This is a genomic window from Pectobacterium versatile, assembly GCF_003932035.1.
Taxonomy (GTDB): domain Bacteria; phylum Pseudomonadota; class Gammaproteobacteria; order Enterobacterales; family Enterobacteriaceae; genus Pectobacterium; species Pectobacterium versatile.
This window is the reverse complement of record NZ_CP034276.1, coordinates 4854629-4867775: the sequence shown is the minus strand read 5'-3', so window position 1 is coordinate 4867775 and position 13147 is coordinate 4854629. Positions and strand designations below refer to the sequence as shown.

Annotated in this window: 7 protein-coding genes and 2 pseudogenes; all 9 read right to left on the bottom strand. The window is 51.5% G+C overall.

The genetic code is table 11. From position 1 onward, the window contains the following. Nucleotides 1–181 precede the first annotated feature (181 nt). Nucleotides 182–1951: pseudogene (locus EIP93_RS21980) on the bottom strand (RHS repeat-associated core domain-containing protein); the annotation flags it as partial. Nucleotides 1952–2007: 56 nt separating this feature from the next. Beyond that, nucleotides 2008–2271, bottom strand: coding sequence for an immunity protein TriTu family protein (locus EIP93_RS21975; protein WP_119158009.1), 264 nt, complete (start codon nucleotides 2269–2271; stop codon nucleotides 2008–2010). Between the two features lie 40 nt (nucleotides 2272–2311). Next, nucleotides 2312–2887 (bottom strand): annotated as a pseudogene (locus EIP93_RS21970) (RHS repeat-associated core domain-containing protein); the annotation flags it as partial. 51 nt (nucleotides 2888–2938) lie between these two features. Beyond that, the gene (locus EIP93_RS21965) at nucleotides 2939–3943 is read right to left on the bottom strand and encodes a hypothetical protein (protein WP_125233276.1); all 1005 of its coding nucleotides are present in this window, start codon (nucleotides 3941–3943) and stop codon (nucleotides 2939–2941) included. Then, nucleotides 3940–8172, bottom strand: a complete 4233-nt coding sequence (locus tag EIP93_RS21960; RefSeq protein WP_241229560.1) for an RHS repeat-associated core domain-containing protein — start codon at nucleotides 8170–8172, stop codon at nucleotides 3940–3942. The genes EIP93_RS21965 and EIP93_RS21960 overlap by 4 nt, the downstream gene beginning before the upstream one ends. 17 nt (nucleotides 8173–8189) lie before the next feature. Further along, nucleotides 8190–8630, bottom strand: a complete 441-nt coding sequence (locus tag EIP93_RS21955) for a DcrB-related protein (RefSeq protein ID WP_103862365.1) — start codon at nucleotides 8628–8630, stop codon at nucleotides 8190–8192. 77 nt (nucleotides 8631–8707) lie between these two features. After that, entirely contained in the window at nucleotides 8708–10567 is a 1860-nt protein-coding gene (locus EIP93_RS21950) for a type VI secretion system Vgr family protein (protein WP_125233275.1), read from the bottom strand. A gap of 90 nt (nucleotides 10568–10657) precedes the next feature. Continuing rightward, nucleotides 10658–11176 carry an Hcp family type VI secretion system effector gene (locus EIP93_RS21945; RefSeq protein ID WP_012822145.1) on the bottom strand — a complete coding sequence of 173 codons (519 nt, stop codon included), beginning with the start codon at nucleotides 11174–11176 and terminating at the stop codon, nucleotides 10658–10660. A gap of 537 nt (nucleotides 11177–11713) precedes the next feature. Beyond that, nucleotides 11714–12964 carry a valine--pyruvate transaminase gene (locus EIP93_RS21940; protein ID WP_103862363.1) on the bottom strand — a complete coding sequence of 417 codons (1251 nt, stop codon included), beginning with the start codon at nucleotides 12962–12964 and terminating at the stop codon, nucleotides 11714–11716. Between the last annotated feature and the right edge of the window lie 183 nt (nucleotides 12965–13147).

Below are 13147 nucleotides of genomic sequence, written 5' to 3'. Positions count from 1 at the left end.
TTGGCTTCCCTGCTTGCCCTATTTTTGTTTCGGGACCGCCACCTTTAACATGAAGGTGTGCGGGGCCATGATCCCCACTTCTGGTATAATGAACAATTTCAACATCCCCTTGCTTAGCAACCACTTTGGGAGGTAAGTCAGGCTCAGTATATTTGCCATTCCTTTTAGTTGAACCACATTCCTTAGTCAACCCCAGCGGATCCACCCACCCAATAGGATTAGGCGCATACTGGTAAAGGTTTATTCCCCCCGCTAGCCCTATCGGGTCCTGCGTGGTGAACCGTCCGACGGTGGGATCATAGTAGCGGAACAGGTTGTAGTGCAAACCGGTTTCGTCATCCGCGTATTGCCCGGCGTAGCGTAGCGGCTGGGATTCCACTGGTTTGCCGTGGCGCAGTCCTTCGCTGTCCTGCGTCTGTCCGTTGACGGCACCGAAGCTGCCGTAGTCTCCGCTCCAGCGGACCGCGCCGTCCGCATCCGTCATCTCCAGCGGGGCGCCGTTCAGGTCGGTGTTGAACCAGCGGATATCGCCGTTGCGCTCTCCCGATGGTTGGGTGATACGCGCTAACGGTGACCACCAGACGTTTGGGTCATAAACATAACTTTCTGTTCGGTCAGCGTATCTGGCCTGCAACAGCCGGAAGCCTTCCCACAGGAAACGCGTCTCTTCCTGCTGCCCGTTTTCGCCCCAGTTGACGGTTTTACGGGTGCGCCTGCCCAGCGCGTCATAGCCATAGCGTGCGACAAACTCGCCTTGCGGCCCTTTACCCCGCGCTTCCAGCAGCCGGTTATCGGCGTCGTACTTGTAAAACTGCTCTGTTGCGCCGTCACGCCGCCGTGTCAGGTTGCCCTGACCGTCATACTGGTTCCAGAGATTGCGCCAGTTCAGCAGGCGGTTGTCTGACAATGAGAAGGCGGAAGATGAACGGCTGGCATCCTGTATATTGTCCGCGGCATCATAGTCATATGCCCGGTGGTGTACCTGCCAGTGCACGTCAATGCGCTTCAGCAGACGGCCTTCCGCATCGTAATCGTACTGAACGTCACCCCGTAGGCTGTCGCTGACCGAGGCCAGCTCGCCGGATGCGGTGTAACTGAGCACCCGCGATAATATCTGCTGCTCCGGCTCTGCGACATCCCAGAGCCCGCTGCGTTGTGAGGTCAGGCGGCCTAAACGGTCATATTCCCGCCGCTGCTCGCGTTGTCCCTGAGTGCGGGTGATTTCCCGGTGCAACTGGTCACGGGTAAACTCGCTGATGACCTGATGATTGAATTTTACTGCGCTGACATGTCCGGAGCCATACCGCAGCCAGTGCAGCGCGTCGCCATCCGGCAGAGACAGGGTACTGACATTCCCCAGCGCGTCCCGCGTATAGCAAATGTCTCCTTCGCTGCCACACTCTCCCGACAGATAGCCTGCGGCATCATAGGTCAGTCTGACCTCATCGGCGGTGAGTCCCAGCGCAAGCCCTTCTCCGGTAGGCTCGCGTTTTAGCGAAACCAGTTGGCCTCTGTCACTGTGTTGATAGTGAAACACGGCGTGGGCATGTGCCCGACGCACCAGTTGTCCGGCCGCATCATGCTGATAAACGTGCGAGATGGCTTCGTTATTCGCTGCATTTCCACGCTGTGACCGCTGACACAGGTGGCCAGCGTCGTCATAGCGGAATGTCAGTTCGACGCCGTCCACACGCCGTTCGTTAACCAGCCGACCGACGGCATCATAGCCAAATCGGTATTCTGCACCGTTACCGTTCTCCAGCCGCAGCAACAGCCCGCGTGTGTCATAGTGCCAGCACTTTGTCCGGCGGAGGCGGTCTGTCACACTGACGGGCTGGCCCAGCGCGTTATATTGCCAGCGTACTTCGCTGTTCTGTGCGTCACGCCATGCCTGCAACTGGCCGCGGGTATTCCAGCGCAGCGTTTCCCGGCGACCATCCGGGTAGATAAGACAAGCAGTTAAATAATAAAGCTGGAAGGATCTTTGGGATCACTTCCGGTTTTTATTTAATCTAAAAGAGAACTGAACTCTTTAAAGGCTTCTATTATTTCGCCAGTTTCAGATAATTCCCTTCTGTCATTAATAATGTATTTCTCGGTATTAACATCCATTATTTCTAACATGCATGATTTATCATCCCATACAGTAAAACGGGCGATCTTACTTTCATTTTCAAAATCAACAAATAAACTATCAGTAAGTTCATTTTTGTTGATTTTAACATCATAATCACCATGAGATAAAATCCAATCCTTTACATCTTGGAGCATTTTTTATTCCGGTTTCAGTTTTATGAGCTTTAACTTCTATTTAATTCGCTGATGGCATTTTAGGAACAGGCAAACCTTTACGTTTTGCTAAACGGCCTTCAAGAGAATCAGGACCAACTATTTTTGCCCAGCCGTCATTAGTTTTAATCAATGAGTTTTTCGGCACATCAAATTCGATATACATTGTACCCGGCTTAGCTTGTTTACCAAAAGCGTCGATATTCGCGGGGTGAGCCACATGAGTGGTGCCAGTGGAACTTTGTACAACTTTTCCACTATCTATCATTTGTTTATACTCAGTAGGCCCCATCCAGCGACCAACAGTAGCATTACTCAAACCTAAAGGATCGATCCAACTAATCGGATTAGGCGCATACTGGTAAAGTTTTATTCCCCCCGCTAGCCCTATCGGATCCTGCGTGGTGAACCTACCTACGGCGGGATCATAGTAGCGGAATAGGTTGTAGTGCAAACCGGTTTCGTCATCCGCGTATTGCCCGGCGTAGCGTAGCGGCTGAGATTCCACTGGTTTGCCGTGGCGCAGCCCTTCGCTGTCTTGCGTCTGTCCGTTGACGGCACCGAAGCTACCGTAGTCTCCGCTCCAACGGACTGCGCCTTAGAATTTTACCAAGAAAAATATAATCATATGTTGTTAATAATAAAATAACTATATGGAATATATAAGATTATAAAGTATATTTTCTTCTCCATTCGGTAGACTTAAATACTCGGACAATCCCATTCCAATAAAATAATCCTTATCAACTATTATTCTTCTGAATGCTAAAGAGGATAATATCGATGAGAAAATGGCATCATTGTTAACGTGTTTTTTAAGTGAAAAGACACTCCGCTTATTATTTTTTAATATATAATAAGAGTAATTCATTAATATCATGTTTGAAATCAATAGATTCCCACCTGACTGATGCTTATTAAAGCAATCGACTAATGAATTGAAAATAACTTTCGCGGAATTTTTATAATTTAATAAAAAACAATCAGGATTAATTAATTTTTTATTAACGTCATTAATTGGGATTTCTTTCATTTTGTAATTATTTGAAAATAGAAAATCAATAACTGAAAGCTGAAATAATTTAGTGTTTGCTATGGCATTTTTATTTTTAGAAATTTCTATTTTTTCATAAAGTTCAACAATTAGGTTATAAAAATCAACTTCGCCTAATTTTTCAGATCTAAAAAATAATTTATTTTTAGAAATATAAAAAATCTCATATATATCATTATCAATACCGAGTTCAAAGCATAAGAATCTAAAAAAATAATTAATGTCTACTTCGCTATTTTTGATGTTATCAGACTTCAAAAATGTCAATTGGAAGACATAGAAAAAAATATGAATATCTTTGTTTATACGCTGCCTGTTATCTATTTGTAATAAATATCCAAGTCGTGAAAGCATTAATTTTATAGCGTAACAGTCATTATTACTAAAACCAAGGCTATGAATTACCTTATCTACTTTACCTTTTGGAAAAAGTTCATGCCATCTTGTTAGAGGATGAAAACCCCCATTTTCCTTTTCAACAGATATTAAATAAAGGTCACTCTCATCTTCTTTATAAGAATAAGGAGAAAAATCTCTTTTACAACATCTTGGATTGATGAAGTTTTCAAGCTTATAAAAAAAAATATCAATAATATTCATGTGACTTTCTTTCCGCACGATTTCCATTTTCCGTCTCTCCCCTTTTTCTCAATACTAAATGATTTAATTGAACGGTTAAATTTATCAATCACATTACGGCCAATACCTCTTGCTCTAGGTTCATTTTGCTTAGAAAGAACACCGTCTTTTAATCCTGTTTCTTTGTAATTCACAGTAGCAATATCTTGATGCTTATTAAGCATATCGATCCCATTGTTATCTACTGTCATTACAGCTCTATATTTCTCATTGCCTGGATTAAATCCAGGTCTACTATCATGGTTGACCCAAACAGCTTTATCACCTCGATTATTAGGGACGATACCACCCTGACCATTGCGTTCGGCTACGGAGGAAATTGCCTCATCTTTCCCCATATAGCGAATAACTTCGTCTTGTTTTAACCCCAGCGGATCCACCCACCCAATAGGATTCGGCGCATACTGATAAAGGTTTATTCCCCCCGCCAGCCCTATCGGATCCTGCGTGGTGAACCGTCCGACGGTGGGATCATAGTAGCGGAACAGGTTGTAGTGCAAACCGGTTTCGTCATCTGCGTATTGCCCGGCGTAGCGTAGCGGCTGGGATTCCACTGGTTTGCCGTGGCGCAGTCCTTCGCTGTCCTGCGTCTGTCCGTTGATGGCACCGAAGCTACCGTAGTCTCCGCTCCAGCGGACCGAGCCGTCCGCATCCGTCATCTCCAGCGGTGCGCCGTTCAGGTCGGTGTTGAACCAGCGGATATCGCCGTTGCGCTCTCCCGATGGCTGGGTGATACGCGCTAACGGTGACCACCAGACGTTCGGGTCATAAACATAATTTTCTGTTCGGTCAGCGTATCTGGCCTGCAACAGCCGGAAGCCTTCCCACAGGAAACGCGTCTCTTCCTGCTGCCCGTTTTCGCCCCAGTTGACGGTTTTACGGGTGCGCCTGCCCAGCGCGTCATAGCCATAGCGTGCGACAAACTCGCCTTGCGGCCCTTTACCTCTAGCTTCCAGCAGCCGGTTATCGGCGTCGTACTTGTAAAACTGCTCTGTTGCGCCATCACGCCGCCGTGTCAGGTTGCCCTGACCGTCATACTGGTTCCAGATATTGCGCCAGTTCAGCAGGCGGTTGTCTGACAATGGGAAGGCGGAAGATGAACGGCTGGCATCCTGTATATTGTCCGCGGCATCATAGTCATATGCTCGGTGGTGTACCTGCCAGTGCACGTCAATGCGTTTTAGCAGGCGGCCTTCCGCATCGTAATCGTACTGAACATCACCCCGTAAGCGGTCGCTGACCGAGGCCAGCTCGCCGGATGCGGTGTAACTGAGCACCCGCGATAATATCTGCTGCTCCGGCTCTGCGACATCCCAGAGCCCGCTGCGTTGTGAGGTCAGGCGGCCTAAACGGTCATATTCCCGCCGCTGCTCGCGTTGTCCCTGAGTGCGGGTGATTTCCCGGTGCAACCGGTCACGTGTAAACTCGCTGATGACCTGATGATTGAATTTTACTGCGCTGACATGCCCGGAACCATACCGCAGCCAGTGCAGCGCGTCGCCATCCGGCAGAGACAGGGTACTGACATTCCCCAGCGCGTCCCGCGTATAGCAAATGTCTCCTTCGCTGCCACACTCTCCCGACAGATAGCCTGCGGCATCATAGGTCAGCCTGACCTCATCGGCGGTGAGTCCCAGCGCAAGACCTTCTCCGGTAGGCTCGCGTTTTAGCGAAACCAGTTGGCCTCTGTCACTGTGCTGATAGTGAAACACTGCGTGGGCATGTGCCCGACGCACCAGTTGTCCGGCCGCATCATGCTGATAAACGTGCGAGATGGCTTCGTCATTCGCTGCATTTCCACGTTGTGACCGCTGACACAGATGGCCAGCATCGTCATAGCGGAATGTCAGTTCGACGCCGTCCACACGCCGTTCGTTAACCAGCCGACCGACGGCATCATAGCCAAACCGGTATTCTGCACCGTTACCGTTCTCCAGCCGCAGCAATAGCCCGCGTGTGTCATAGTGCCAGCGCTTTGTCCGGCGGAGGCGGTCTGTCACACTGACAGGCTGGCCCAGCGCGTTATATTGCCAGCGTATTTCGCTGTTCTGTGCGTCACGCCATGCCTGCAACTGGCCGCGGGTATTCCAGCGCAGCGTTTCCCGGCGACCATCTGGGTAGATAACGCCAGTCAGTTGCCCGCAGGCATCCCACTCCCGGCGGGTGGTGTGACCTTCCGCATCGACAGAAGCCAGCAGTTGTCCGTAATGGTCATACTCAAAGGTGCTGCATTGCCCTGAACAGTCGGTACGTGCCGTCAGCAGCCCCTGGTTATTCCAGACCAACGTCACGGTGCCGCCCAGTGCATCGGTCACGCTGTCTGGCAAACTCTCCTGCGTATTGGGATAGTGATAACGTGTTGGGTTCCCCAGAGCATCAACCTCCTCAACCAGCCGGTTGAGGTCGTCATACTGCATTTGCTCCTGGCTGCCGTCGGCATACGTTATCAGAGCAACGTTACCCGTCAGCCGATACCACTGGTAGTGTGTTTCCCGACCTAGCGGGTCAACTTCACTGAGTAAACGGCCATAGCCGTCCCATGTGGTCCTACGACTTGCCCCACCGGGCAGGATGACTTCACACAGTTCGTCATCGGCATAGCGCAGTTCGGTTTCGCGACCGTCGTAATCGATAAAGCGAACGACGTGGTCATCACTGTCAAGCTCCCACTGTGCAACGAGGCCGTCTTCCCGGCGGGCGGTTCTCCGCTGTCCGGCAAAGTCGTACTCCAGCGTGAGTTGCTCACCCGCGCTATTCCGGTAGGCCACTACGCGAGGTAAATCTGCAATCTCCTGCCACTGATATTCGCTGAGCAGGCCGTTGGCATCTTCATGGCTGGCCATCAACCCGTCATCTTGCCAGGTAAAACGACGGCGCACGCTACCGCCCCGCTCGGTGACGGTAATCAATTGCCTTTGCGTATTGTAGGTATAGTGCACGAGACAGGTCGATTCATCCAGCCAGACGCTTTCCAGCCGCCCATCAAGATACCGGCAGGTGATGTGTCGCCCGGCGCTGTCCGTCAGGGCGTTAAGCGTGTCGTCGTCGTTCCAGAAAAGGAGCATGTCATTGCCACATGGCTCTGCAATGCGTGCCAGCACCGCTTTTCCCTGCGAAGACAGCGCAGTGTAAGACCATACTTCACCGTCCGGCCCATAAACCGACCAGCTCTCATCCTGATGGTGCTCCAACCAGCGTTTTTCTGCCGGGCAGTAGGTTCGTTGACCGATAGGAACGAAAGGAAAGGAAATCAGATCGCCTGACGGCGCACGCCAAACCAGACCGTCCTGATAGCGCGTCAGCGTCGTTTCCCAGAACAGACTCCATCCTTTTCCCAGTACGCTATCGCTGGGGTTACCGCTACGCCAGTAACGCTGCCAATACACGGGTAAGCGAGAGGGAAGGACAAAATCCAGTTCATCTTCATCTGACAGAAATTTTTGGCCGCTCACGATGTCTATCGGACGGGCGATAATGCCCCCAGCTGCGACGCCGGTCATGAGCACACCAAAGCGGCAGACAATGCGCTGGATCTTATTGATACCGGGGAGTTTTTGTAAAAGCTGACCCAGTTTCCCGAGCTTGCTTGCCGCCCCGCCAACTCCGCCAATCAGCCCAGCGAAAAGCAGCGTTAAATCAGAGACTTTATAGAGCCATTCAGGAACTTCTGGCTTGATGGGTAATGTGGATTTGGCCTTACCACCAATGAAAACATTGGAAGAGCCTTCCGTGATAGTGGCACCACAGTTCACTTTATCACCAAAGCGGGAGGCTGGTTGGCTGTTGATATAGACCGTTTCCGATCCCTGTGCCACCTGCATGGAAGGTCCATCTTTGCTACAACTGGCCACACTCAGGGTGGCGAGGGCGGCCTTCACACCGTTGATGAACACATTGCGTGAACCTGTATCAATGGTGCCAGCTTTTGACATGCTGCTGGCACCCGCCTCGGCAATGCCATCACGGGCTTTTTCTGCCAGCACCCCAGTCGCCCAACCAACAGCAAAACTGAGGCCAATCAATAACACGCCAACGCCCAGGCAAGAGGAGGCGAGACCCGCCATAAATAAGGCACCGGCAGCAATACCACCGACGGCGGCAATCAGCCCGCCGACAATGGTGCCCGCAATCATGCCTGCTAAAGCACCGGAATGCCCGATCCCATCGCCAACGCGCGCGGCTTCAAACATAACAATATTCCTTATCGTTATTGGTTAAACGTAAAGCTCCCGAGCAGGGCGTTGAACCGGGATTCATCGGCAGCAGAAGGCGCGGCAGTTTTCGATAGGGTGAAAACCAGAATCTGTACGCTATCTACTGCGAATACCGCCTGCTGCTGCCAAATGCGTTGACCATCACGCAGATAACTTGCCTGAAGGCTTTCACCTTCCAGTACGTTATTGCCTAACCAAATCGCTTCACGGGCCTGTGTTTTCCAGCCTTTAAAATGCTGAGTCATCAGATTCAGCTGTCTGTCGATATAGCCGCTCAATACCTCTCCGTCGTTCAGGACATCGCGTGATACCGTAAACGCAGGTTCGCCTTCCTGACTGGGCGTAAACGCATTCACAGTGCGATCGCGGTAGCCGTCAGGCAGTGTGATACGGCCTTCGGTGAAGATGCAGTGGGAAGAAGATGTCGTCGTCACGATAAAATGTCTCGAATAATGGTGTGGTTGTAAGCCCTAAGCCACCACACCATGTAGTATGGTGACTCATTCTCTAATTATTTATTTAAATCAATACGTTCACTGCCGATCACGTTGACCTTCACGCCCTTGATGTCGATATCGCCATTCTTATAAATGGTCAGCGATCCTGCTCCCGTCGTCAGTTCGATATTGCCGCCGGTTGAGGTGATGGTGATATTTCCCGTTACCGTCAGCTTGTCATTCATCGTGACCTCGGTTTCTCGACCGGCTCCGATGATGACTTTCTGGGCACCCTGAATTTCCGTTCCCTGATTCTCGACGACGTTAAGAATTTGATGGCGGCCTATGACACTGACCTGATCCCGTCCGACGTTCTCTGCATGGTCGACGCCTACACCCGTACTGCGGTTATTCAGCACTACGGTGTTCATGTCTTTCTGAGCATGGATAAACACTTCTTCCTGACCGGCCTGATCCTCAAAGCGCAGCTCGTTGAACCCTGCGCCTTTGTGGGTTGATGTGCGGATTGAGGTGCGCGTCTTGTTGGCGGGCAGCGGGTAGGGTGATGGGTTGGTGGCGTGGAAGGTTCTGCCCGTCACGATCGGTTGGTCTGGGTCGCCTTCGAGAAAACTCACAATGACTTCATGGCCGATGCGCGGGATGGCGATCAGGCCGTACTGACCACCGGCCCAACCTTGGCTGACGCGAACCCAGCAGGAGCTCTGGTCATCGCTCGCGCCGTAGCGGTCCCACGGGAATTGTAATTTTACCCGACCGTACTGGTCGCAGTAGATCTCTTCACCCGCCGGGCCGACGACGGTGGCGATTTGCGGGCCGTCTACCATTGGCTTGTACGGCAGGTCAGCACGCCACGTTGTGCTGGCTTTCACGACCTCGAAGCTGTTGCTGTAGGTGGTCGGTTCGCCGCCGCTTTCTTCTTCCAGCGCCTGCGGCTGCTGCCCGCTGTGGGTGATGGCAACCAGTTGCCAGGCGATATTGAGTGCCAGATTGGGGTGTTCGGTTAAGGTAAAACTGCTACCTGGCATCAGTTCAGCGGCATTGGACTCGCCTGAACCGGTCATCGCACCCGCTCGCAGTGCGTCCAGCCGATAGCCGGTAAAGGCCTTGCCGCTCGGATCTTGTTTAAAACGACCGGGGTAGTCGAAGTGCTGGTAGCTTTCGTGCTGGTGCTCCAACTCACCACTCATCTTGTTGTGCAGCAATCCGTAGGCCGGGGTTTTGAAACTGTAATCCTTCAGCGCTACCTCGGCAGTGCGTACCGCCTCAGCGTAGCGGAAACGGCGCACGTACGCTCCTTCGCTTAGTCCCTGTGTAGCAAGGTTGAAAAACAGCTCAGGGCCTTTGGCCAGCGCGCCGGCATCGTCGGCAAAAACCAGCCGATGTTTGCCTTCCTCAAACTCATGGAAAAAGTACAGACCTTCCTCTGCGGCCAGTCGGGTGATAAAAGCTAAATCGCTTTCCCGATACTGCACGCAGTATTCCCGCACCGCGTGCTCGTTACGCAACGCAAAGGCGTAGTCGGTGATGCCCGCTTCTTCCAGCAGTGCGCCAATAATGGCTTCCGGTTTCTGTGCCTGAAAGATACGGGCATTGGTACGCAGCCCCAAACGCCACAGCGCCGGACGGACTTCTGCCTGATAGCGTGTGCGGCGAAAGCCGGTGTCACCCTGTGCGAACGCGCTGATAATGCCGCTTACTCGCCTTTGGAGCTCGCCTTCGTACCACACCAGAAGTTCGCAGGGCTGGTCGAGAACAGCACCAAAATCGATCCCCGGTAAGGGGCTGGCCAGATTCAGCGACAGGGCAAACGGCTGGTTAAGTGCCTCGCTGAGCTGAAAATCCACTACGGAAAAGGTTGATGCAGGCAATGCGCCGACCTTAACGGTGAACTGTAATCCTGTACTGTTTGCCATCCGTCCTCCTGATGCTGTCATCCACACTCAGGCATGGCGTGGCCATGGCTCAATGCAGAAAACCCGGGCAAGCCCGGGTTAAATAGAAACTTACGCTTCGACCGGCGCACGCCAGTCATCGGAACCGGAAGTCCCTGCAACGGTGTGTTCCCAATCGATTTTGCGGTAGGCCAGCGATACTTCGATCAACTGGGTGTAGTCCAGCTTCGCTGGATCCTGGCAGTGTGGCATCTGGCAGTTAACGTCAACGATGGTGGCATCGGTCAGTACGGTAGAGAAGAAGTGCTCTTGCTTACCTTCAACCGACGTGCGGTACCATTTCAGGGTCACGGTCGGCAGCATTTCGCCAGACGCCAGGGCGTTGTACATCAGCGGAACCGCTTTGTTCAGCGCGACGGTGAATTTGAACGGTTTGTGTACACGCTGACCGGATGGCTGACCTGATTGTGGGTCGGTCGGTACGGTGACAATGTGTTTGAATTCCTGTACCAGCATTTCGTCTTCGTGGCCTTCCACATAGATGTTGCCGACAGAATCTGAAGTGAAAGCACCCGCGGTGATGTTGCCCTGAGTTTTACCTTCGATGCTGATATAGCATGGAGTTGGCATAGTCTTGCTCCTTGTTGTTAAACGGAATGAGTTGTTGAACAGGGTTAGTACTTCGCCGTTCACATAGCAATTCATGTGCCAAAATTTATCTATTTGTTTTATAAATGAATTTACCTAATGCAAATTTTTACTAAGCAAAATTTGAGCAAGAAGTTGCGCAGACTTTGCGAATCGTTTGCAGACATTGCGCAAAAAGTGATTTACACCAGAAAGTGAGCAAGAAATTGCGCAGAATGCGCAGTTATGCTGAAAGTTTTTGTTAGGGATGTTAGATGACCGTCTTTTGGGAATGGATTAACTATTGATTGGGGATAAATCGATGTTATTACCGATTAAAAATGCAGAAAATAATTCAAGAAGCTAATCGTTAGTCGCCTGATTTTGTGGCGGTAAGAACGGGATGGCAAAACTGGGAGGGTGAATAATCAAGAGGGAATGCCTGACCTTGGCATGCTGCAAGTGGGCGGTAAAAATAGTGGGGCGATGCTTTGCCCCAACCGTATTTCGTTTAATGACGAGTCTATTTTTTGCGGCGAATTAGCCTTCCTGCATCGCCTTTTCAACTTCTTCCGCCAGAATCGCAATACCGCGTTCGATTTTTTCTGGCTCTGGCACATAGTTCATGCGCATGCACTGGTGAGCGTGCGGCCAGTCCTGATCTAAGCCGGGGAAGAAATGGTGACCCGGCACCATGAGGACGCCGCGTTTTTTCAGGCGTTGGTACAGAATTTCCGTCGTGATAGGGAGATCCTTGAACCACAGCCACAGGAAGATCGCACCTTCCGGCTTATGAATCAGGCACTGCTCGGGCGATAGATAGCGGCGAATGATCGCGATGGTTTCCGTTACGCGTTGCTGGTAGAACGGGCGTATGACGTCACTAGATAAGCGCAGCAGATCGCCACGCTGAATCATCTCGTGTGCCAGCGCCGGGCCGACCGCGCCCGGAGACAGGCTAATGATGCCGTTCATGTTGCCGATGGCGGAGATCACCTTTTCATCCGCAATGACGATACCGCAGCGTGAGCCGGGCAGACCCAGCTTAGACAGGCTCATGCACAGGATGATGTTCGGGTTCCACAGCGGCGTCGCATCGCTGAAGATGATGCCGGGGAAGGGTACGCCATAGGCGTTATCAATCAGCAGGGGAATGTTGTGCTGCTGCGCCAGAATATCCAGACGCATCAGCTCGTCGTCGGTCAGCACGTTACCGGTCGGATTTGTCGGGCGGGAGACGCAGATCAGCCCGATCTCATCGGTAATCGACAGATGATCGAAATCGACGTGATATTTAAATTGCCCTTCGGGCAACAGTTCGATCTGTGGACGAACGGAGACGAACATGTTGTCGTCCAGCCCGGAATCCGAATAGCCGATATATTCCGGTGCCAGCGGGAACAGCACCTTTTTCAGGCTGCCATCGCTGTGGCGACCGGCAAATAAGTTAAATAAGTAGAAAAACGCACTCTGGCTGCCATTTGTTAGTGCAATATTCTGTGGTCCAATCTGCCAGCCTAATTCATTACTCAGTAGCTCGGCCAGCGCCTTAAGCAGCGTATCCTTACCTTGCGGGCCGTCGTAGTTGCAGAGCGCTTCCGTTAATTTCCCTTGTTCCAGCATATCCTGACACAGCTGTTTGAAGTAGCTGTCCATCTCTGGAATATGTGCCGGATTGCCGCCGCCCAGCATGATGGCGCCTGGCGTACGCAGCCCTTCGTTCAGATCGTCCATTAATTGGGTGATGCCAGCGTGGCGCGTGAATTTCTTGCCGAAAAGAGAAAAGTTCATAGTTTAGTTATCAGTGGTCGTACACAGGTTATCGGCAACCATAGCGCTTGCGCCAATAGGGTGCAATGTGGTCAAAAAACAGTCCGATAATTTTTTATCCTGTTTGGCTTTTTATTTTCAGAACAAATCGCTGAGGTGAACAGATGCGAGGAAATGATTTTAGACGGCATGCTTTATTTTGCT